We start from the raw sequence: 21,156 nt of genomic DNA, 5'->3' as shown, positions 1-21,156 counted from the left end.
GGCTTATCCCAGGGTCAGTGGCGTCGAGCGCTGGCGTACGCCGGTCAGGCTGAACAGAGCATTGGCGATGGCCGGGGCCACCGACGGGCTGCCCAGTTCACCGACGCCACCGGGTTTGCTCGGCTCGCCGTCCAGCACCAGGATGTCCACCGCCGGCATGTCCGACATGCGGGTCACCCGGTAATCATGGAAGTTGCTCTGCACCACCCTGCCCTGTTTGATGTCCATGCGGTCGAACAGCGCGTGGCCGAGGCCCCACATCAAGCCGCCGTAGATCTGCTCTTCGACACCGCCCGGCGACACCGCCAGGCCGCAATCGACCACGCAGGTGAGCTTATCGACCTTGATCACACCGTCTTTTTTCGAAAGTCTGGCGACCACCGCGATGAAGCTGGTGTAACCCTGATTGGTGGCGATCCCCAAGGCTGTCCCTTCCGGCAATGGCTGGCCCCAACCGGCACGTTCGGCGGCGTTCTTCAGCACCGCGACGTGCCGGGGCCGGCCTTGCATGTTGGCTAGGCGACAGGCCAACGGATCCTGTCCCGAGCTGTGTGCCAATTCGTCCATGAAACTTTCGACGGCAAACACATTTGGAATGAAACTCACGGAGCGATACCAACCGCTGGGCACGTTACTTTCGTGCCTGACCCAGACCAGGTCCAGATTCGCAGGACGATAAGCAAAGTCCCACGCGGTGATAGCCTCGGTAGTGCTGTAGTCCATGTGGTCGGGGCGTTCGAAATAGCCTGGTTCCCACTGTTCCGGCGAAGCCGGTGAGACAGCGTCAAGTTTCAACGCCATGAGTTTGCCCTGAGCATCCAGCGCACCTTTGACTCGATGCAGAGTCGCCGGGTGCATGAACAGCGAACGCATTTCGTCTTCACGGCTGTTCATCAACTTGACTGGCACCTTGGCCTGCTGCGCCAGGTATGCCACTTCGAACAACCAGTACTTGGCCTCCCGCGCCCCGAAGCTGCCACCGGACACCAACTCGTTGATGGTGACCTTGTCCTTGGCGATCTTGCACACCGTTTGCGCAGCTTCCAGCGCCGAGGATGGCACCTGAACGCCGCCCCAGTAGGTGATGGCGTTATTCTTCACCTCGGCGGTAATGCAGATCGGTTCCAGCGGGTTCTGCACCTTGTATGGCATGAGGTAATCGGCCTCGAGCAGCTTCGCGGCTTTCGGCCATTGAGCGCTGACGTCTCCCACCGCCATGGCTGACACTCGTTGCGCTGTCTTGTCGTGGATGGCCGCTGCTTGCGCCGTCGCCAGTTGATCGCTGTCGAAACCGGCCAAAGGTGAATCGCTCCATTGCACCTTGAGCAACGCACGACCCTGTTGGGCGGCCCAGTAGTTGTCCGCGAGCACTGCGACGCCTTCCTGATTGCCGCCGAGCACATCAGCCCTGCCGGGAATCGCGATCACCTTACGCACGCCCGGTACTTGCAACGCCGTACTGGAATCCACCGAGACAACCGTGGCGCCGACCACCGGCGTGCGCTGAATCACCGCCACCAGCATCTCGGGCAACTCAACGTCGATGCTATATTTGAATCGCCCGCAAACCTTGGCCGCCGCATCGCGCTTTTGCCGCAGTTTGCCAATGTACTTGAACTGCGCCGGGTCCTTCAGAGTGATCTTGGCCGGTGCTGGCAATTTCGCGGCAACACTCACCAGCTCACCGTAACCCAGGCTGCGTTTGCTGGCGGAGTGCACCACCCGGCCCTCTTCGGTTGTGCAACTATCGGGACTGACTTTCCATTGCTTGGCCGCCGCAGTGATGAGCAGTGCGCGCGCCGTGGCTCCGGCCATCCGCAGTCGATCGTATTCCAGCGAAACACTGGTGCTGCCACCCGTCGAGAAAACTTTCCATATCGGGTGAATGTAGGTTTCAAAGAACGGATTTTCCGGCGATATAACCTGCACGGTCATCGGGTTGACGTCCAGTTCCTCGGCCACGCAAGCGGCCAATGCGGTGTGGGTGCCTGTGCCGGAATCGTGTTTGTGCACCACCAGTTTCACCGTGCCGTCGGGCAATACCCGAACCCAGGCGTTGGGCTCGAAACCACTGGCAGGCGCAGGTGCTTTCGGGTCTGTAGCGGCGATGCCTGAGGGCAGATAGAACGCAATGGCCAGGCCGCTGGCAACAGTGGCTGCCTGCTTGAGAAAGAGACGGCGCGGCAGTTCGATCTGAGTGTCGTCGATAAACGTCATCACGCCTCCTTAGGCGCGGCAGCTGCGCGCTTGATGGCTTTATTGATTCGCCCGTAAGTGCCGCAGCGGCACACGTTGCCGGACATGGCGTTGCGGATCGAGTCATCGGTGACGGTCGCACCGGTGTTGAGCAACGCGGCCGCGGACATGATCTGCCCGGATTGACAGTAACCACATTGCGGGACATCTTCGGCAACCCAGGCCAGTTGCAGCGGATGCTGTTCGGTGGGCGACAAGCCCTCGATGGTGGTGATGCGGTGCCCCGCCACGGCGGCAACCGGCAGTTGGCAGGAACGTACTGCGACACCGTCCAGGTGCACGGTACAGGCACCGCACAGGCCCATGCCGCAACCGAACTTGGTGCCGGTGAGTTTCAAGTGATCACGCAACACCCATAACAAGGGCATGGAGGGCGATGTCTCTACCAGCTCGTGTCGTTCGTCGTTTACCGTGAATTCGATCATTGTCAGGCTCCAAGAGAGCGGCCCGTCTTTGTGCAGGCCTGGTCGCCGATTATTGGGAGTCTGCGGAAAATCGGGCCAGCGACGATTTCTGCCATCCTGTGTAAGTAGGACTAACAGCATGTACAAGCGATACCCGTCGGTGCAGTCCATGAGTGCATTCATCCAGGCCGCTCGCAGCGGAAGCTTCTCCAGTGCCGCGCGCAAACTCGACCTAACTCACAGCGCTATCAGCCAGCAGATCCGCAGCCTGGAAGACTTCATCGGCCAGCCGCTGTTCGTACGCGAAGGTGGCGGCAGTAACCTGACCGATGCCGGGCAATTGTTTGCCAGCGTGCTGTCCGACGGTCTGGCGCAAATCGACCGGGCGTTGTCCTCGGTGAAAAACCGCAGCGTCGCGCAACGCCTAACCCTGGATGTCGACAGCGAGCTGGCGCAGAGCTGGCTCAATCCACGGCTACCGGAACTGCTCGATTTATTGCCTGACCATGAAGTGGTATTGCTGTCGATGCCGCGCTCGGATCGCAGCTCGTTCGAGCGGGTGGACCTGGCGCTGCGCTACGGGTATGGCTATTGGGAAGACTGCGAGATGACCCAGATCTGCGGTGATCGAGTGACTGCGGTGGCATCCCCGGCGCTGCTGGAGCGCCATGGGTTGCAGGTGCCAATTACACCGGCGCAGGTGCTGGAATTACCGCTGCTGGGGTATACGCGGCGCTCGTGGATTCCCTGGCTGGATGCAGCAGCAATGGCGCCGACCGAGCCGAATGCGCGGGTGGTTTTCGATAATGCGGCCAACCTGATTGCAGCAGCCGAAGCCGGGGTTGGCGCCGGTCTGGTGCGCGGGTTGCTTGCAGCGGATGCGTTGCGGGCGGGGCGTTTGGTAGAGCTGAACGTGGCGCAAATTCCGGCGCATTACAACCTGTATGCGGTATGGCCACCGGGGCAAGCCGATCGGGTAGCGCCGGTGGTTGAGGTGATCAAGCAGTTGGTCGCGCAAACGCTGGAATAGATCTAAAGATCGCAGCCTTCGGCAGCTCCTACAGAGAAACAAGGAGCTGCCGAAGGCTGCGATCTTTTGGCCCCATATCGAACACATATCAACACCCCGCCCAATTAATATTGTACGAACCCCTCCCCCCTTCCAATACTTCCCCCCAAGCAGCCAGCGTCCCGGGCCGGGTGCGACCAGGCGAGGGAATGCGCAGCAGTGCGCATAGAAATGGCCGATTGCCCGGGACGTGGCTGCTGCGAACCGCAAGGTTCCCTTCCCCGCTATCAGGAGATCGACTTCAATGATCATCGATATCAGTTGCTATCCCACCGACCTGGTGGACCTCGCCTGGAGGCATGACGGTGACCCGTTCACCGGCGAGCGTCTGCTGGAGATGATGGATGGCCCGTACATGGTCAACGGCAAACCTCGCCGCATCGACAAAGCCTTCATCCAGCCGCCACAAGGCAACACCATTTACACCTGGACCGACGGCGAACTCAGCGGCCGCGAGTCCATCGACGCCTACATGGCTTACACGCTGAAGATGGTCCAGACGTACCCGGATCGCTTCATTGGCTGCTTCGTCTACAACCCGCGCTGCGGCGTGGAAAACGGTGTCGAGGCGATTGAACGTTACGTCAAGGAACACGGCTTCAAGATGGTCCAGATGCAGGCCAACATGCACGCCTATCGCCCGGACCGTGCGCTGGACTGGGTCCGTCCGGCCTTCGAGAAATGCGCCGAGCTGGGCATTCCGGTCAAACTGCACACCGGCGACGGGCCGTACAGCATCCCGTCTGAATGGGTGCCGATGATCAAGGAATTCCCTAACGTCGATTTCATCATGGCGCACTTCGGTGTGCAGACCGGCGGTGTCTATGTGTTCGAACCGATGCAGTGGGCGATGGAGCTACCCAACGTCTACTGCGAATCGGGCTGGTGCCTGCAATCGCGGATCGTCGAATTCGCCAAGGTCTTGCCAACCCACAAAATCCTCTTCGGTACCGACACCCCGCCGAACGAGCCGGGCATGTGGCTGCGCCTGCTGGAAGTGCTCTGTCATGAGCCGCCGCAAGGTCTGAATCTCGACGAGGACACCCTCGAAGAATACCTGGGCAACAACACCGCACGGATGATCGGCCTCGAACCGACCCCGCCGCCACGTTCCGTGTCCGAAGCCGAGGCGCAGTTGAAGCGCCCTGTCACTACCCAACTGGCCAGGAGTTGAACCGATGATTATCGATACCCATCTGCACCCCACCAACCTGGTCGATGAGGCCTGGCGCCACACCGGCGAACCGTTTACCGGCGAGCGCATGCTCAAACTGATGGACGGCCCGTACATGATCAACGGTAAACCGCGCCGCATCGACATGGGCTTCATCCAGCCGCCACCGGGAAACACCGGTTATCGCGACGGCAACCGGCGGGGCCGCGAAGGCGTGCGCGACTACATGTCGTACATCGCCGAACTGTGCATAAAGTACCCGGATCGGTTCATCGGCAACTTCAACTTCAACCCGCGCTGGGGGCCGGAAAACGGTGCGGCAGAGTTGGAGTTTCATATCAAGGAATACGGTTTCAAGATGCTCAAGCTGCACGCCAACATGCACGGCTATCGTCCCGACAGGGCACTGGACTGGCTACGGCCGGCGATGAAAGTCTGCGCCAAGTACAACATCGTGGTGCTGATCCACACGGGTGACGGTCCGTACACCATCCCGACGATGTTCTACCCGATCATCCGCGAATTCCCGATGGTCAACTTCATCATCGGTCACTTCGGCATCCAGACCGGCGGCAACTACTCTTTCGAAGCGTTCTGGATGGCCATGGACACGCCGAATGTGTATTGCGAATCCGGCTGGTGCTTCCAGTCCCGGATCGTCGAGTTCGCCAAGGATCTGCCGCGCAACAAGATCGTCTTCGGCACCGACTCACCGCCGAACGAACCGGGCATGTGGTTGCGCGAACTCGAAGTGCTGTGTTCGCCGGCACCGCAGGGGTTGGGCATCGATGAAGATCACCTTGAGGACTACCTGGGCAACAACATCGCCCGGTTGTGCGGCATCGAACCGACACCCCCACCCAAGGACCTGATCGAGGCGGACATTCGTCTGACTACGACGTACCTCTAGGCTTTTTAAAACAAGAGCACAGCGACCTTTCAGGCGCACAGATGAACCGGCGTTCGATCGACCGGCAGGCCAACGGCTTGTCGATCGAACGTCACCCTCAGCCCTGTGCGCCTGCTTTTTACGAGGTGAAACCATGACCCTCTCTACGCTCGGCGACACCCAGGATTTCCACGATTTCATCGACGCCTATCGCCGGCAATACCCGGACGATGTGCTGACTGTTCAGGAACAACTCTCTGCCGATCAGGACGTCACCGCCCTGGTCGACGCCCTGGCCACCCAAGGTCGCGAACCGTTGTTGATCTGCGAAAAGGTCGGTCAACTCGGCGTACCCGTGGCGACTAACCTGTTTGCGTGCCGGACCCGCATCGCGCGGATCTTCGGTGTTTCCCCGGAGCAGTTGCACGAAACCTTCCAGGCTCGCGCCAACAACCCGATCCCGCCGCGCTACGTCGAAACCGGACCGGTGCTCGACGAAATCTTCGAAGGCGAAGCCGTGGACCTGGCGTTGCTTCCGATGCTCAAGCATTTCGACAGTGATCGCGGCCCTTACATTACCAACGCCATCATCATTGCTGAAGACCCGGTTACCGGCATCGCCAACATGAGCTACCACCGCTCGATGCGCCATGCCCGGCAGACCCTTGCCACCAGCCTGCACTCGCGCGGTCACCTGTGGCGCATGCTGCAAACCGCTCGGGAACGTGGCGAAGAGTTGCGTGTGGCCATGGTGGTCGGCGCGCATCCGCTGTTCATGCTCGCCGCTGCCGCGCGGTTGCCCTTCGGCAGCGATGAACGCTCGGTGGCGGGCGGCCTGTTCGGTGCGCCGCTGGAACTGGTCAAGACTCCGCGTTACGGCATCGGCGTCCCCGCGTATGCCGAGTTCGTGCTGGAAGGCGCCATCGACCCGACGGCCTATGCCGAGGAAGGTCCGTTCGGCGAATTCAGTGGCTATTCCTCGGACCGTTCGACCAATAACGTGCTGCGCATCGACACCCTGATGCGCCGCAAAAATGCCTGGCTGATCGACGTGGTTGGCGGGCGTTACGCCGAACACCTGACCCTGGCACGGCTGCCACGGGAAGCGGAAATGAGTGAGAAACTCAAGGCGCGTTTCCCCGCCGTTACCGCCGTGCATTACCCGAACTCGGGGACGCACTTTCATTGCTACGTGGCGCTGGATCAAAGCCGCGACGGCGAGGCGCGGCAGATCATGCTGGCCTTGCTCGGTTGGGACCCGTACCTGAAAACCGTAATCGCGGTGGACAGCGACATAGACATCACCGACGACAGCCAGGTGCTGTGGGGGTTGGCCACCCACTTTCAGCCGCATCAGGACATCTTCGTCATCGACGGTTTGCCCGGCAGTCCACTGGACCCCTCGTCCTCGGTCAACGGCACCACCTCGCGCATGGGGCTGGATGCCACGCGCGGCTCGGGGTTCGACGGGATCAAGGCGCAACTGGATCAGGACGTGGTCGAACGTGCCCACAACCTGCTGAAGAGCTATCAGTCATGAACCGCCAGCGCATGGTGGTCGGCATCAGCGGCGCGTCGGGTTTCATCTACGGCGTGCGTCTGCTGGAGTTGCTCGCCGAGCTGAACATCGAAAGCCACCTGATCATCAGCCGTGCCGCGTTGCTGACCATGACCCATGAAACCGACTACAAACTGGCGGACGTCACGGCGCTGGCCAGCCATTACCACCGCGCCGACGACGTGGCCGCCGGGATCGCCAGCGGTTCGTTCCGTTGCCTGGGCATGGTGGTCGCACCGTGCTCTATGCGCACATTGGCGGAGATCGCCAACGGGACTTCATCGGGCCTGATCGGTCGCGCTGCCGACGTGACCCTCAAGGAACGTCGCACCCTAGTGCTGATGGCCCGGGAAACCCCGCTGACCCTGGCCCACCTGCGCAACATGACCGCCGTCACCGAGATGGGCGGAATCATCGCCCCGCCGGTACCGGCTTTTTACGCCCGCCCGCAAAACCTTTCGCAAATGGTCGATCACAGCCTTGGCCGTGTCCTCGACCTGTTCGGCCTCGACGCCGGGACCGCGCTGCGCTGGGGTGAACCCGGCACAGCAACCACCGGCCAATTAGCAACACAGAAGGAGCTCGTATGAACAGTTCATTCAACCAACCGACCCCGAACCGCAAAATCCCGGTGACCATCCTCACAGGCTTTCTCGGCGCCGGTAAAACCACCTTGCTCAACTACATCCTCAAGGAAAACCACGGTCGCAAGATCGCCGTGATCGAAAACGAATTCGGCGAAGTCGGCATCGATGGCGACCTGGTGCTCAGCTCCGAGACCGAAGAAATCTACGAGATGGTCAACGGCTGCGTGTGCTGCACCGCCGAGGTTCGCGAGGATCTGGTGCGCATCGTCCGCGAACTGGTGGCGCGCCCGGTGCGGCTCGATCACATTCTGATTGAAACCAGCGGCCTGGCCGACCCGTACCCGGTGGCGCAGAGCTTTTTCATCAATGACCCGATTGCCGACGAAGTGGAACTGGATGCCATCGTGACCATGGTTGATGCCAAGCACATCGCCCAGCATCTGGAGGATTTGCAACTCGATGGCGTGGACAACCAGGCGGTAGATCAGATCGTCTGCGCCGACAGGATTGTGATCAACAAGGTCGATCTGGTCAGCGCCGAAGACGTGGAGGCGCTGCGCGGCAAGATTCGCGGCTTGAACGCCACGGCGGAGTTGGTCACCTCCAGTTATGCCGAGATCGACCTGACGAAAGTCCTTGGCATCGGCGCGTTTGAATCGACTCAGAAGCTGATGGAGATCGGTTCGGAGCATGACCATCACGCCGACGAACATCATCACGATGAACCGGACCATGAGCACGACCCTAGCGTGTCCTCAGTCGGCATTGCCGTGGACGGCGCGGTCAACCTGGGAGCGTTCCATCGCTGGATCAGCAAATTGCGCACCGAGCAGGCTGACAACCTCTATCGCATGAAAGGCGTTTTGTCGGTCGCGGATCAGGACCAACGTTATGTGCTGCAAGGCGTTCACAGCCTGGTCGAGTTCCGCGCTTCCACCTCGTGGGGCAATGAACCACGCTCCAGCAAGATTGTGTTCATCGGCCGCGACCTGGACCGTGCAGCACTGAACCAGGGTTTTGCCGCCTGCCTGGCAGGTTGAAAAAAACGGCATCGGAATCGGTGGATGGCGGTTCCGGGCGCACAGAACGAAATGCCTGAAACCAGGCCGCGAGTGACGCAAACCCTGTGGGAGCAACCGTCGCTGCCTGGCATCAGAACGAATACCCCTCTCTACAGCACAAAAACAGCAAGAGGTGATTCACCATGTCGTCAGCCACTACCGTCTCCACCGTCCACCCGGTCGACCAGATTCTGCCGGTCAGGCAAATGCTCACCCTCGGCCTGCAACACATGGCCGTCTCTTACATCGGCGCCATCGCCGTGCCGTTGATTGTCGCCAGCGCCTTGAAAATGTCCCAGGCCGATACCGTAGTGCTCATCAGCACCACGCTGTTTTGCTCCGGCATCGCCACTTTGTTGCAAACCGTGGGTTTCTGGAAATTCGGTGTGCGATTGCCGATTCTCCAGGGCGTGGCGTTCAGCAGTGTCGGCCCGGTGATCGCCATCGGCAGCAACCCGGACGTGGGGTTCACCGGGGTCTGTGGGGCGGTGATCGGCGCGGGGATATTTACCATGCTCGCCGCGCCGTTCGTGGGTCGATTACGGCGGTTCTTCCCGCCGGTGGTCACCGGTTGCATCGTCACCGTGATCGGCTTGCAGCTGTTTCCAATTGCCTATGAGTGGGTCGGTGGCGGGCGTAATGCCAGTAATTTCGGCGCCCCGTCCTACCTCGCAGTGGCCGCCGTGGTGCTGTTGACTATCCTGTTGGTCAACCGCTACGGCAGCCCGCTAATGCGCAACATGGCGGTATTGGTCGGCATGCTGGTGGGCGCGGGGCTAGCTTACGGTCTGGGCATGGGCAGTTTTCACAGCGTTCAGGAATCGCCCTGGCTCACCGTGCCCTACCCGTTCTACTTCGGTTTGCCGACGTTTAGCCTGATCCCGATCGCCACCATGGTCGTGGTGATGATTGTGCAGATGGTCGAGTCCATGGGGTTGTTCGTGGCCATCGGCGACATCGTCGACAACCCGGTGGAAGAAAAACAAGTCATCAACGGCCTGCGCGCCAATGGATTGGCCAGCACCATCGCCGGCATGTTCGCGGCCTTTCCGTTTATTGCCTTCATGGAAAACGTCGGGTTGGTGATCCTGACCGGTGTTCGCAGCCGTTGGGTGGTGGCAATCAGCGGCTTGCTGATGTGCACCGTGGCGTTGGTGCCCAAGGCCGGGGCTTTGATCGCCTCGATGCCAACGGCCGCGCTGGGTGGTGCCGGCATCGCGATGTTCGGCGTAGTCGCCGCGGCAGGCATTCAGACCCTGGCCAAAGTCGATTACGAGCGCAATCGCTTCAATGTGCTGATCGTCGGTTTCACCATCGCCGCCGCCCTGGTGCCGGTGCTGGCGCCGACGCTGTTCAAGCAAATGCCCGAGTGGTGCCAGCCGTTCCTGCACAGCAGCGTGGTGATCGCCTGCCTGGTGTCGGTGTTGCTCAACGCCACGCTCAACGACGTCAGCGTTTCCGACAGCACGGCCACCAAGTCTGCGTCCCACAGCCTCTGACTGGAGTAGCCCATGACTCAACTTCAAAACATCCTGATCAAAAACCCGCTGGCAGTGATGACCGGCCTGCGCGGCCCCCGTGCCCGAGCCGGCAATGTCGACATTCGCATCGTCAACGGTCGCATCGCCGAAATGGCTGCGAACCTGGTTGCGCAACCCGGCGAGCGAGTAATCGACGCCCGAAATTCGGTGGTCTATCCGGGGTGGATCAACACCCACCATCACCTGTTTCAGAACCTCCTTAAAGCTGTTCCCGAAGGTTTGAATCAGGACCTGCAAGGCTGGCTGGCCAGTGTGCCTTACCCGCGACTGAACCGGTTTACCCCGCAACTGACGCGGATCGCCGCTCGGCTGGGCATGGCCGAGTTGCTGCTGTCGGGCGTCACGACTTGCGCCGATCACCATTACCTCTACCACGCCAACGGCTCCACCGAGAGCGGGGATTCGCTGTTCGACACGGCGGATGAATTCGGCATGCGCTTCGTGCTGTGTCGAGGCGGCGCGCTAGAGTCGGCCAGCGCGCATCCGGGTTTCTCGAAAACCGCGCTGCAACCTGAGACGCTGGACCAAATGGTCGGCGACATCGAACGGCTCAAATCGCTGTACCACCAGGACACCCCGGACGCGATGCGCCGCGTTGTGGTCGCGCCGACGACACCGACCTTTTCCCTGCCACCGACTTTGCTGCGGGAACTGGCTCACACCGCGCGCGGCCTCGGCTTGCGGCTGCACACGCACCTTTCGGAGACTCAGAACTACGTCAACTTCTGCCGTGAGAAGTACAACTGCCTGCCGGTGGAATTCGTCGCCGAACACGAATGGCTCGGCCCAGACGTCTGGTTCGCCCACGCGGTGCATTTGCAACCGGGGGAAATCCGCATGCTCTCTCAAACTGGCACCGGCATTTCCCACTGTCCGGTCAGCAATGCGCGGCTGGGCAGCGGCGTCGCGCCAGTGCCACAAATGTACGACGCGGGCGTGCCGATTTCCCTTGGGGTGGATGGTGTGGCGTCGAACGAGTCCGGGAGCATGGTCGGTGAAGCGCATACCGCCTGGCTGATCCATCGTGCAGAGCAAGGGGCGTCGGCCACCACGGCTGAAGACGTGATTCATTGGGGTACGGCCGGAGGCGCGCAGGTATTGGGGTTGGGTTCGGTCGGCACACTGGAAGTCGGGCAAGCGGCGGACCTGGTGATCTATGGCCTTGATCATCCGCGTTTCTTTGGTTTCCACGATATCGCGCTGGCGCCGGTGGTCGCGGGTGAGCCGATTGCCGTGCGGTACAGCATGGTTGGGGGAAGGTTGGTGGTTGACGACGGAGTGATACCGGGACTGGATCTGGAGCGCATGCGCGCTGAAGCGTGGGATGGGGTGCAGCAGTTGATGCAGGTCGACGACTGATCCAAGCGCCAATACAACCTCTGTAGGAGCTGTCTTGCCAGCGATGGTGGTCGGAAGGCCAGTGCCAGGTTCAAGGGCCCCTCGCCAGCAAGCCGACTCTTACAGAATCAGCAGCAATCTTCGGGATAACACACTATGTCCAGCCTCAACGACCTCCTCCAAGCCATTGAAACCGCCGCCCGGCAAGGCGAAGAAACCATCCTCGCCACCGTGGTCAAGGTCGAAGGTTCGGCCTACCGTCGACCCGGCGCACGCATGCTCATCCCCGTCCACGGCCGCACCATCGGCACCGTCAGCGGCGGATGCCTGGAACAGGATCTGGCAAAAAAAGCGTGGTGGCTGACCGATTCCGGCCAGCCGGTGGTACGCCGCTACAGCACTGGCGCCACCGCGGATGAAGACGACGAACACAGCAATCTGACCTTCGGCCTCGGCTGCAACGGCACGGTATTCATCATGCTCGAACGCCTGCGCGCGAAAACCCCGTCACCGGCCATCGAACTATTGCGGCAGGTGCGCGACAGCCGGCAACCCGCAGCCATGGCGACCATCATCGCCACGTCACGCAATGCGTTGGTACGGGTCGGTGATCGGGTGTTGTCGGACGCAGCGCCCTCTCTTCGACACCCAGCACTCGAAACCACTATCCGCAAAGACCTTCGCAAAACCCTCACCGAGAAAAAATCATCCTTGCGGCTCTACACCGATGCCCGTGGCGAAATCGAAGTGTTTTTCGAGTATGTCGCCCCGCCCCCGCGGCTAGTAATCTTCGGTGCTGGCCACGACGCCCAGCCGCTGGTGCGTATGGCAAAACTGCTGGGCTGGCACGTCAGCGTCGTCGATAGCCGTAGCCACTTTGCCCGGCTCGAGCGATTCCCGCAGGCGGATGCAGTGATTTGCTCGAACCTGGACACCCCCTTCGTCCTCGGACCGCTGATCGAGGGCGCCGCGGTGGCCGTCATGACTCACAGCTACCGCCAGGACCGTCACTGGCTCGGCCATTTGCTGCAAGCCACACCGGCCTACATCGGCCAACTCGGCCCCCGAGAGCGTACCGGGCGATTGTTGACCGACATTCGCCAACACACGCCGGTGCTGAATGCGTTCCAACAGTTGCACTACCCAATGGGCCTGGACCTTGGCGGCGATGCACCCGAAAGCGTGGCGCTCTCGAATCTGGCGGAGATGACGGCAGTGCTGAATCTGCGTAACGGCGGGATGCTGAAGCATCGGAGCAAGCCGATTCATCAGGTGGACTTGCTGGTGTGTGAACAGCTTGTAGAAGCGGCAGCAGTTAATTTAGGCAAATATAAAAAAACAGCCCTTCATCTGAAATTGGCGACTACTCAAGGAAATATAAGATGAATAACCATAAGTTGCTCGTCCGCCACACCTTTGCCTTAAGTGCTCTATTATTGAGCGCGACCACTTCAGTGCAAGCAGCCGATTGGAGCGACAACTCTATCAGTTACTTATATGGCACTCGATTCGCCGAGCCGGGTATCAATGGTCCGATTACCAAGAATATAGTTGAGTTCACTCATAGTGATGGATACAAATACGGCAGCAACTTCTTCGACTTACAGGCGCTGTTTTCCGATATAAACGATCCAGCCAACGGTGGAGACAACGGCGCTACCGAGGTGTACGTGGTGTATCGCCATCAACTTTCACTCAACAAAATTTCCGGTCAGGACTATAAGTGGGGGCCCGTTCGGGACTGGTCACTCTCGGGCGGCCTCGACTGGAACACCAAAAACACTACCTTCGCGCCGGCAAAACGCATGCTCGTCATCGGCCCGACGATCAATTTCGATGTGCCGGGCTTCTGGGACTTGAGTGTGATGTACCGCTCCGAGAGCAACCACAATGGTCTGTCGTTCGCCCAGGAGCACGATATCCGCTTCAACAACACTTATTACCTGGAAACCGCCTGGGACATTCCATTCCATCTCGCTACGGTACCGCTCAAGTTCAAGGGCTTTGCCAACTTCGTCCCGCCCAAGGGTAAGGACGGCTTCGGTAACGACACCGTGAGCGAGACGCTCGTGCACGCCTCCTTACTCGTGGACGTGGGTGAGCTCACTTTCGGCAAGAAAAATACTTTCTTTGCCGGGGTGGGTTACGAATATTGGAAGAACAAGTTCGGCAACAACTCTGCCAACACACTTGGCACTGAGGCCAATACGCCGTTTCTGAACTTGGAATGGCATCTGTAAGCCTCCAATCGGAAGGCACGCTGTCTTTCACAGACAATTGCATCGAGCTTATCCACTCCATGGATAATAACCGCACCGATGCGTGGGACTCCGCGCATCGACAATGCACATGGAAAGTGCGCCAACCTAGTGTCCTGTCTCCGAAATAAGTTTCTAGCCTGAGCTATGCTTCTGTGGTCAGTCAGTGCTTGGAGTGATCACATGAATTCTCAGAACATCGCGCTCAGTGAAGAGGAACACATTGAACTGAGTCGGCGCCTAAGATCAGCCACGATCAGTCAGCGTGACGGTCGTCGGGCGCGGGTGATTTTACTGGCGGCTCAAGGCTGCTCGCGCAACGAGATTGCCCAACTGACCGGTCTCTCCGTTGTTTCAGTCACTCGCTGGTGCAAGCGTTTTCAAGCGCTGCGTCTGCAAGGCCTAGTGGATCTGCCCGGACGAGGTCGCAAGCCATCCTTGCCGGCCGAAGCGTTGAAGCGAACCCTTGAGCAAGTCACTCAGCCGCGTATCGGTCAGCCTCGCTGGAGCTGTCGTAGCATGGTTCGAGTCGCCGGCATTTCACCGGCCAGCGTCCAGCGGATATGGGCCGCCAACGACATAAAACCGCACCTGGCACGCACCTTCAAGCTGTCCAATGACCCGAACTTCGAAGAGAAATTCTGGGACGTCATCGGGCTGTATCTGGCGCCTCCCGATAAAGCCCTGGTGTTCTGTTGCGATGAGAAGAGCCAGGTTCAAGCCTTGCAGCGCACGCAGCCCGGATTGCCATTGGGTATCGGTCATATCCGTACACAAACCCATGACTATGTTCGTCACGGCACGCTCACGCTGTTTGCGGCGATGGATTATCTGCAAGGTCGGCTGATCAGCAGCATTGAAACTCAACACCGACATCAGGAGTGGTTGGCCTTCCTGAAAAGGATCAACCGGGAAACCCCCAAGGGCCTGCAACTGCACTTGATCGTGGATAATTACGCCACGCACAAGCATCCGGTGGTCAAGGAATGGCTCAAGCGACATCCGCGATTTCACATGCACTTCACCCCGACATCAAGCTCCTGGATGAACATGGTTGAACGCTTCTTCCGAGATATCACCGTTTACTTACGTGATGGCAGCTTCAGTTCGACACGTGAATTGGCCAGCTCCATGACCACTTTTTTAGCGTTACACAATGCTCAGCCAAGCCGATACGTCTGGAATGCAAAAGGTGAAGACATCTTGCGCAAGATCCAGCGTGCACGAGAGGCGATGGCACGGCGTTTTGCAATGGCTACCTCGTAGGGCATCAGGCTACGCACAGCGACCCTTCAGAACCCTCTTCGGTGTTTCCAGGGATAGATATCTTCAGCGCACACACCATGATCAGGCTCAGGCAACGCTTCCTTCGGGTAGCTCAGACACAACCACGTAATGATCCGCCCCGCATAAACTACGCACCAACGTGTAACCTCCCCGCTCGCTGACAGCTCGAACCTCTGGCGTCACCACAGTCATGCCATCGCAGCTGACGCCGGATAGATCTCGATACACCAGGGCGGCGTATCGATTCCCTACCCAGGCCGCATTCATCCAGACCTGTTGCTACACCACCACCATCAACGTGAACATGGAATTACATGCCTCGAAAGATTACGACGTTATCTCAGACGGGTAAGTTTTTCTTCGCAGGGGTGGGCCAGTTTCGCATAGGCGCTAACAATCCGACCGCGCCCCTCACAAAACTCGGGATCGTAGGCTCTCTAGAAGCCGCGTTTGAAGTCGCAGGCCTACTTCCATGAACATAGATCTATGAACATTCTGTAACGGCATTAACCATATGCCTAGAGCAGGGTACGGTTCCGAGCAACTTATGAACATTTGACATCGCCCACTTGTTAAATAATATACATTATTTGTAGTAGTCAACTAATCCCGGACACGACGTTAAGTTTTTCTTCGGCCCGAAGTGCTCTGAAGTAAAAAGAACCCTAGATTGCCTCCCAATCGCCGAATCTGGAGGAAGTACGCCTTAAACCCCGTTTCCTTCAAATCTCCGAAAGCTTTTCCCTTTCTGTACGCTTTAGGTTGCATTTACTTCCAAACCTCGCACATCTATCCATTTGGATGAAAGGAAGCCTGAGATCTCGTTGGTCTACACGTCTACGCAACCATACCGCCGACGATATTGGGAAAAAGTATAGTCCATGGCTGATGCTTCCGATCCCCGCTTGATGGCTCAGGTACATGTATGCCCAGACCTGACTTTTACTTCAAAAACTTATGCTTTAGCATCAGCATTCCTTCAAAATCACATGCCGTAGCACCAAACTTCTTTCAAATCGTATGCCGTAGAATTCATTTATCTTCAAAACCGTATGCCTTAGCATCAATTTCTCTTCCCGTCGGGATTGTCAGACTAGTACTTCCGGTCGAAATTTTGGCGAGATTTTCAACCCGACGGGCTCTCCCGACAGCGATCCCTCAAGTCTCTTTTGCCGAGTTTGCCGAGTTTGCCGAGGCAAGGTAAGCGTCTGGCGAAGTCACCTACGACATTTAGAGCCATTAGCTAAATAATACTAATCGCCGACAAGTAGTATTCGGCCAGAACCTATGATTTTCGACGTGCAGTTTCTAGCTATAACGGCTATTCGGAGGCTCTCAGAAACCGCGACATCGATTGCGCCAAGGTATCGAACACCAATGCGATACGTTTTACTCGCCGGAGGTCTTGGTGCATTGCAATCCATACACCTACTTTAAAATCGACAAGTTTCGGTAGCACTCGCACCAACCCATGGCGACTCGCCAACTGGCTAGAGCACATTCCAATCCCCAGTCCCGCCCTTAGCGCCGCAAATTGGGCCAGATGATCGTCAGTACGAATGACCGCGCGTTCCGCGTTGCAAAAGTAGCCCTGCTTCCCCAAGAAAGCTAGCTCCGTCAGATTGCGATCCGGGCCAATCAGCGGATACTTTTCTAATTCGCTTTCATGGCGAGGAGCGCCATTCAGCGCTACCAGCTCTTCGGTTGCGTAAAGCCCTAACCGAAGATCCCCTACGTGGCGGGTCACCACCGCAGACTCGGTTGGGCGGTGAATTCGTACCGCGACATCGGCCTCTTGCATTGCCAGATCTTCTTGGCGATTGCAGACGCTCAGTTCCAGCTCCAATTCCGGATGCGCGCTACGAATATCTCGCAACAGAAGAGGTAGCACTTCAACACCCATTAAACGACTACTTGTTAAGCGCACGGTACCTCCTGGCACGCTGGCTTTGGCGGAAGCGGCACGGGTGAATGCCTCGGCGGCTAAAGCCATGGACTCCGCATGGCCAACCAGCTCTCTCGCAGTGTCAGTGGGCATCAACCCCTTTGGCGAGCGAACAAACAGGCTCATCCCGACGCTTCGCTCCAGTTCGTCTATACGGCGTCGTGCTGTGGCTTGCGCCACGCCCAGTGCTCTTGCAGCGGCGGAAAGGCTGCCAGTTCTCAGGACTGCCAGAAAAACGCGTTGAGTTTCCCAATGAAGCTGCGGTGTATTCATACATTTCCTATGAGCTGCTAGGTCAGTTTGATTAGTTTCAATCATACCCAGACTCGCGCATGCTTTCCCTAAACCCACCTTGCCCATCCAGCGCCCATTCGCGCACCACGAGATAAAGCTCATGACATTTTCGGGAACCTGCCGTTGCGGACATGTAACTTTTGAGAGCGATTGCCCACCTGTCATGACTACTGCTTGTCATTGCGTTGGATGTCAAAAAATGTCCGCTAGCGCATTTTCTCTGACGGCACTTTTCCCCGCGGCAGCCTTCGCAGTAACCCAAGGCGAAACTGTCCTCGGTGGTCTACATGGCCCGACTCGCCACTATTTCTGCGCACACTGCCTGACTTGGTTATTCACACGGCCCGCCGGAGTCGACGACTATGTAGGTGCGCGCAGTAGCCTGTTGGAAAACCCGCAGCACTACCTACCCTTCATGGAAACCTGGACGAGAGAGAAATTACCTTGGGTGACGACCGGGGCATCGGTCAGTTATGAAGCACTCCCGGATCCGCAGGATTATCCAGCACTGATGTCTCAATTTCGAGCCGGGGATAAGTAAGCGCAGCTGCGTTGCCTTTTTGAAACCCTATACAGTGGGCTCCTTGTGAATGTTGTCCCAAGCAAACAATATTCGTGTCCGGTGAACCTGCCTTGCGCAGTTAAACTGGCGCCCACTCATGTGGCAGCAGCTCCGCAATCTCACTCCCCTGCTGCGTCGGTAGGCGCGTGAGAACGTCTTTCAGATAGGCATACGGATCATGCCCATTCAGCCGCGCCGACTGGATCAAACTCATAATCGCCGCCGCCCGTTTACCGCTACGTAACGACCCTGCGAAGAGCCAGTTCTTGCGCCCAAGAGCCCATGGCCGGACTTGATTCTCGCACCAGTTGTTATCGATGGGCACAGCACCGTCAGCGCTATCCAGCGTTTGAGGCTGTAATCCAACGCCTTGGCGATGGCCGATCCCTCAGGCACAAGCTGCCTCTCGGCGATCATCCAGGTATGAAGTGCGTCGATGATCGGCGCTGCTTTTTCCTGTCGTATTCGCTGCCGGACACCCGGTTCCAGCTCGCGTACCTCTCGTTCAACTTCATACAAAGCCGCAATGTAGTGCAGCGCTTTTTCGGCGATCTGGCTCTTGTTGGTCGCGTGCAAGTCGAAGAACTTACGGCGCGCATGCCATTGTCTCTTCGTCTTGGAACACCCGCCCTCGCTGAAATGATGAGATCGGTTGGCCAACGCCAGCGATGACAATGGCTGATCGATCGTCCGTTGAACGCAAGTCTTCAATGCCATCGAAAACCATGGACAGGATCGACCCCACCAGAGGGTTCGCCAGTCGAGACTCAAATTGCAGGCTGTGCTCCATTCTCCGCCAGCCAACCGTCAGCTCTGACGACGCCTCAGTCTCTTCAATAAAATAAGGATCGTCGTCATCGTCCGAGCCGCTCCAGGCTTCAAGCAGCCGATCATGAACTGTTGCCGCTGACCGAAAACTGACCCAGTAGAGGCTGTTCTGCCGACTGAAAACTGACCCAGGTGTTCAACTGCTTCTGCTCACTTTTCGAGCAGGAGAACACAGGGTGATCAGCATGGAAATGTTGGGAAAAATCCGGCGGATGTATTTCCGCGACAAGCTCTCGCTGCATCAGATAGCCAAGCGTACCGGGCTGTCGAGAAACACCATCCGTAAATGGGTCAGAGCGCCCGAAGCCATCCGCGTGTTCTGCTCCTCCCTACGTTAACCTTTTGATCAATGAACAAACCCCGACTATGAAGTCTGCACCCTGGGATGGCAGCTACTGCTGCCATCCCCCTTATGCGTTTGGGCAGAACTACCGCATACGGCCCCTGCCCCGGCCCCCTTAAACCACCCTGAAAAATGCCACTTTCTGGCTAAGACGATCAGCCAGTCGCGCTAGCTCTTGGCTGGCCGTGGCCACTTCGCGTGAGCCAGTGGCTGACTGCAGGGTTGAACCGTGGATACGGGTGATATTTTGTGCCACGTCTTCGGCCACGGCGTTTTGCTGGATGGAGGCGCTGGCGATCTGGGCGTTCATATGGTTTATAGCCCCCACTTCCTGGCTGATTTTGGACAGCGCACTTTGTGCCTGACGCGTTTGAGCCACGGTGCTGTTGACCAGCTCGCAACTGTTGCGCATCGTCTGAGCGGCGGTCTCGGTGCCGCTCTGCAGCGTGCTTATCATGTCGCGAATTTCTTGCGTAGACTGCTGCGTGCGGTTAGCCAGTGAGCGCACTTCATCGGCGACAACAGCAAACCCTCGACCGTGCTCTCCGGCACGGGCGGCTTCGATGGCGGCGTTCAACGCCAGCAAATTGGTTTGCGAAGCGATGGAGTTGATCACCCCAATAACCGTTTCAATCTGTTCGCTGTGCTTCGACACCTGCTCCACCGTGTTGGTAGTGTCGACCAGTGTGCTAGCCAGTTGTTCGATCGCAAGCGTGGTGTCTGCAACCAGGCGGTTACCGCTTTCAACTTCAGCATCGGCCAGACGCGTCGCATTGGCTGCTTGGGATGCGTAACCCGACACCTCATTCACCGTTGCCGCCATTTGCGTAATGGCGGTCGACACCTGCTCAGCCTCGCGGGTTTGCAAGCTGATTTGCGCATTGTTGGTGGACGATACCGCCAACAGCTGCGAGGAGGATTGGTTGACCTCTTGGGCCGCAGTGCGGACCTCAGTAATCGTGTCGGCCAAACGACTCAGGGCGGTTTTTAAAACGCCCATCACGCTGTTTGGATAGTCAGTAACGATCGTTTGTTGCAAATCGCCTGCTGCCAACCGTTGGATTGCCTGTGCAACCTCAGTCGGTTCCGCCCCCAGCGTTGATTTGACAAAGCGAATAATCGAGCCAGCCAGAATGATGCTCAGCACCAGTGCTATGCCTGTTGCCAACAGCATCAACCCGCGGAACTGACTCGCAGTGGCTTGTACCGCGTTGAGCTGAGTCTTGATCGAAATTTCCTCATAGTCGATCAGTGCGTTAACGCGTTTCAACCACTCGCTATAGCCACCGGAGGTCTCCTGCAGCAACAAAGCCTGTGCGCCTGGGATGTCACCCGCGCGACGAAGCGCAATCACCGATTGGGTGGACGCCAGCGTTTGCTTTTCGATGTCTTTAATGTCCCGCAGCAATTGCTGCTCCTGCGATGTCACTCCGGCGCCAGTGAATAGCTTATCCAACGGTACCGCCGAATCGGAATAAGCCTTTTCCAGCGTGATGACTTCGTTCAGGTGGACTTCCAAGTCTTGAGCCGTACTCACCAACACGGCGTCACGGATAGCAATGGCCCGGTTGTGGACACTTCCGCGCAAGTTAATAGCGTAGCGTTGGACCTTCGCCGCATTCTCGCTGACGTCTTCAAGCGTGGAGTCGATGAAACTCACCCTTTGAATACCGACGGCAGTGATCAATATGAGCAGCGACACGATGGCGGCGAAGCCAAGGCCTATGCGTGAGGCCAGGGAAATTGAGTTTTTCATGGACGG

16 protein-coding genes and 3 pseudogenes are annotated in these 21,156 nt (G+C 58.3%); 13 read left to right on the top strand and 6 right to left on the bottom strand.

Features of this window, described 5'->3' with window-relative positions; genetic code table 11:
• Positions 1-3 precede the first annotated feature (3 nt).
• Both RHM68_RS12955 and RHM68_RS12950 read right to left on the bottom strand, forming a co-directional pair.
• Positions 4-2,217 carry a xanthine dehydrogenase family protein molybdopterin-binding subunit gene (locus RHM68_RS12955; protein WP_322223578.1) on the bottom strand — a complete coding sequence of 738 codons (2,214 nt, stop codon included), beginning with the start codon at positions 2,215-2,217 and terminating at the stop codon, positions 4-6.
• Positions 2,217-2,681, bottom strand: a complete 465-nt coding sequence (locus RHM68_RS12950; RefSeq protein ID WP_282479332.1) for a (2Fe-2S)-binding protein — start codon at positions 2,679-2,681, stop codon at positions 2,217-2,219. Before RHM68_RS12950 ends, RHM68_RS12955 begins: the two co-directional genes overlap by 1 nt.
• 118 nt (positions 2,682-2,799) lie before the next feature.
• On the opposite strand from RHM68_RS12950, the gene RHM68_RS12945 reads away from it, so the two are divergent.
• From RHM68_RS12945 to RHM68_RS12895, 11 genes are all read left to right on the top strand, one after another.
• Complete coding sequence (locus RHM68_RS12945; protein WP_322223576.1) at positions 2,800-3,690, top strand: LysR substrate-binding domain-containing protein; 891 nt, start codon at positions 2,800-2,802, stop codon at positions 3,688-3,690.
• A gap of 283 nt (positions 3,691-3,973) precedes the next feature.
• On the top strand, positions 3,974-4,903 hold the full coding sequence (locus RHM68_RS12940) for an amidohydrolase family protein (RefSeq protein ID WP_093222204.1): 930 nt from the start codon (positions 3,974-3,976) through the stop codon (positions 4,901-4,903).
• A 4-nt stretch (positions 4,904-4,907) separates the two neighbouring features.
• Positions 4,908-5,813 carry an amidohydrolase family protein gene (locus tag RHM68_RS12935; RefSeq protein WP_322223570.1) on the top strand — a complete coding sequence of 302 codons (906 nt, stop codon included), beginning with the start codon at positions 4,908-4,910 and terminating at the stop codon, positions 5,811-5,813.
• Between the two features lie 133 nt (positions 5,814-5,946).
• On the top strand, positions 5,947-7,332 hold the full coding sequence (locus RHM68_RS12930; protein ID WP_282479330.1) for a UbiD family decarboxylase: 1,386 nt from the start codon (positions 5,947-5,949) through the stop codon (positions 7,330-7,332).
• Complete coding sequence (locus RHM68_RS12925) at positions 7,329-7,940, top strand: UbiX family flavin prenyltransferase (protein ID WP_322223567.1); 612 nt, start codon at positions 7,329-7,331, stop codon at positions 7,938-7,940. The genes RHM68_RS12930 and RHM68_RS12925 overlap by 4 nt, the downstream gene beginning before the upstream one ends.
• Entirely contained in the window at positions 7,937-8,977 is a 1,041-nt protein-coding gene (locus tag RHM68_RS12920; RefSeq protein ID WP_282479328.1) for a CobW family GTP-binding protein, read from the top strand. The genes RHM68_RS12925 and RHM68_RS12920 overlap by 4 nt, the downstream gene beginning before the upstream one ends.
• A gap of 164 nt (positions 8,978-9,141) precedes the next feature.
• Positions 9,142-10,497 carry a nucleobase:cation symporter-2 family protein gene (locus tag RHM68_RS12915; RefSeq protein WP_322223562.1) on the top strand — a complete coding sequence of 452 codons (1,356 nt, stop codon included), beginning with the start codon at positions 9,142-9,144 and terminating at the stop codon, positions 10,495-10,497.
• A 12-nt stretch (positions 10,498-10,509) separates the two neighbouring features.
• A complete protein-coding gene (locus RHM68_RS12910; protein ID WP_322223559.1) occupies positions 10,510-11,898 on the top strand; it encodes an amidohydrolase family protein in 1,389 nt (462 codons plus the stop codon).
• Between the two features lie 135 nt (positions 11,899-12,033).
• Entirely contained in the window at positions 12,034-13,263 is a 1,230-nt protein-coding gene (locus tag RHM68_RS12905) for an XdhC family protein (protein WP_322223557.1), read from the top strand.
• On the top strand, positions 13,260-14,117 hold the full coding sequence (locus tag RHM68_RS12900; protein WP_322223556.1) for a hypothetical protein: 858 nt from the start codon (positions 13,260-13,262) through the stop codon (positions 14,115-14,117). The genes RHM68_RS12905 and RHM68_RS12900 overlap by 4 nt, the downstream gene beginning before the upstream one ends.
• Positions 14,118-14,318: 201 nt before the next feature.
• Positions 14,319-15,401 (top strand): IS630 family transposase, encoded by a 1,083-nt coding sequence (locus tag RHM68_RS12895; protein WP_322223554.1) that lies wholly within the window; start codon positions 14,319-14,321, stop codon positions 15,399-15,401.
• Between the two features lie 1,342 nt (positions 15,402-16,743).
• Here RHM68_RS12895 and RHM68_RS12890 read toward each other — a convergent pair.
• A complete protein-coding gene (locus tag RHM68_RS12890) occupies positions 16,744-17,640 on the bottom strand; it encodes a LysR family transcriptional regulator (RefSeq protein ID WP_322223785.1) in 897 nt (298 codons plus the stop codon).
• Positions 17,641-17,761: 121 nt separating this feature from the next.
• On the opposite strand from RHM68_RS12890, the gene RHM68_RS12885 reads away from it, so the two are divergent.
• Positions 17,762-18,202 carry a GFA family protein gene (locus tag RHM68_RS12885; RefSeq protein WP_322223552.1) on the top strand — a complete coding sequence of 147 codons (441 nt, stop codon included), beginning with the start codon at positions 17,762-17,764 and terminating at the stop codon, positions 18,200-18,202.
• Positions 18,203-18,302: 100 nt separating this feature from the next.
• Here RHM68_RS12885 and RHM68_RS12880 read toward each other — a convergent pair.
• Positions 18,303-18,826 (bottom strand): annotated as a pseudogene (locus tag RHM68_RS12880) (IS66 family transposase); the annotation flags it as partial.
• A 410-nt stretch (positions 18,827-19,236) separates the two neighbouring features.
• Here RHM68_RS12880 and RHM68_RS12875 point away from each other — a divergent pair.
• A pseudogene (locus RHM68_RS12875) lies at positions 19,237-19,359 on the top strand (helix-turn-helix domain-containing protein); the annotation flags it as partial.
• 150 nt (positions 19,360-19,509) lie between these two features.
• Here the strand turns inward: RHM68_RS12875 and RHM68_RS26730 are convergent.
• Together RHM68_RS26730 and RHM68_RS26725 are read right to left on the bottom strand one after the other, a co-directional pair.
• Entirely contained in the window at positions 19,510-20,217 is a 708-nt protein-coding gene (locus tag RHM68_RS26730) for a methyl-accepting chemotaxis protein (RefSeq protein ID WP_416195244.1), read from the bottom strand.
• Between the two features lie 423 nt (positions 20,218-20,640).
• Positions 20,641-21,150: pseudogene (locus RHM68_RS26725) on the bottom strand (MCP four helix bundle domain-containing protein); the annotation flags it as partial.
• Positions 21,151-21,156: the final 6 nt, after the last annotated feature.

Source organism: Pseudomonas sp. DC1.2 (genome assembly GCF_034351645.1).
Lineage (GTDB): Bacteria > Pseudomonadota > Gammaproteobacteria > Pseudomonadales > Pseudomonadaceae > Aquipseudomonas.
The sequence above is the reverse complement of the archived record's forward strand: the minus strand, read 5'-3'. Positions and strand labels throughout refer to the sequence as shown.

What these genes read in the sequence shown, in the direction of transcription:
- RHM68_RS12890 (WP_322223785.1), bottom strand. Translation starts at nt 17,640, where the DNA reads ATGAATACACCGCAGCTTCATTGGGAAACTCAACGCGTTTTTCTGGCA.
- RHM68_RS12950 (WP_282479332.1), bottom strand. Translation starts at nt 2,681, where the DNA reads ATGATCGAATTCACGGTAAACGACGAACGACACGAGCTGGTAGAGACA.
- RHM68_RS26730 (WP_416195244.1), bottom strand. Translation starts at nt 20,217, where the DNA reads ATGGCGGCAACGGTGAATGAGGTGTCGGGTTACGCATCCCAAGCAGCC.
- RHM68_RS12915 (WP_322223562.1), top strand. Translation starts at nt 9,142, where the DNA reads ATGTCGTCAGCCACTACCGTCTCCACCGTCCACCCGGTCGACCAGATT.
- RHM68_RS12905 (WP_322223557.1), top strand. Translation starts at nt 12,034, where the DNA reads ATGTCCAGCCTCAACGACCTCCTCCAAGCCATTGAAACCGCCGCCCGG.
- RHM68_RS12900 (WP_322223556.1), top strand. Translation starts at nt 13,260, where the DNA reads ATGAATAACCATAAGTTGCTCGTCCGCCACACCTTTGCCTTAAGTGCT.
- RHM68_RS12920 (WP_282479328.1), top strand. Translation starts at nt 7,937, where the DNA reads ATGAACAGTTCATTCAACCAACCGACCCCGAACCGCAAAATCCCGGTG.
- RHM68_RS12945 (WP_322223576.1), top strand. Translation starts at nt 2,800, where the DNA reads ATGTACAAGCGATACCCGTCGGTGCAGTCCATGAGTGCATTCATCCAG.
- RHM68_RS12955 (WP_322223578.1), bottom strand. Translation starts at nt 2,217, where the DNA reads ATGACGTTTATCGACGACACTCAGATCGAACTGCCGCGCCGTCTCTTT.
- RHM68_RS12940 (WP_093222204.1), top strand. Translation starts at nt 3,974, where the DNA reads ATGATCATCGATATCAGTTGCTATCCCACCGACCTGGTGGACCTCGCC.
- RHM68_RS12935 (WP_322223570.1), top strand. Translation starts at nt 4,908, where the DNA reads ATGATTATCGATACCCATCTGCACCCCACCAACCTGGTCGATGAGGCC.
- RHM68_RS12885 (WP_322223552.1), top strand. Translation starts at nt 17,762, where the DNA reads ATGACATTTTCGGGAACCTGCCGTTGCGGACATGTAACTTTTGAGAGC.
- RHM68_RS12925 (WP_322223567.1), top strand. Translation starts at nt 7,329, where the DNA reads ATGAACCGCCAGCGCATGGTGGTCGGCATCAGCGGCGCGTCGGGTTTC.
- RHM68_RS12895 (WP_322223554.1), top strand. Translation starts at nt 14,319, where the DNA reads ATGAATTCTCAGAACATCGCGCTCAGTGAAGAGGAACACATTGAACTG.
- RHM68_RS12930 (WP_282479330.1), top strand. Translation starts at nt 5,947, where the DNA reads ATGACCCTCTCTACGCTCGGCGACACCCAGGATTTCCACGATTTCATC.
- RHM68_RS12910 (WP_322223559.1), top strand. Translation starts at nt 10,510, where the DNA reads ATGACTCAACTTCAAAACATCCTGATCAAAAACCCGCTGGCAGTGATG.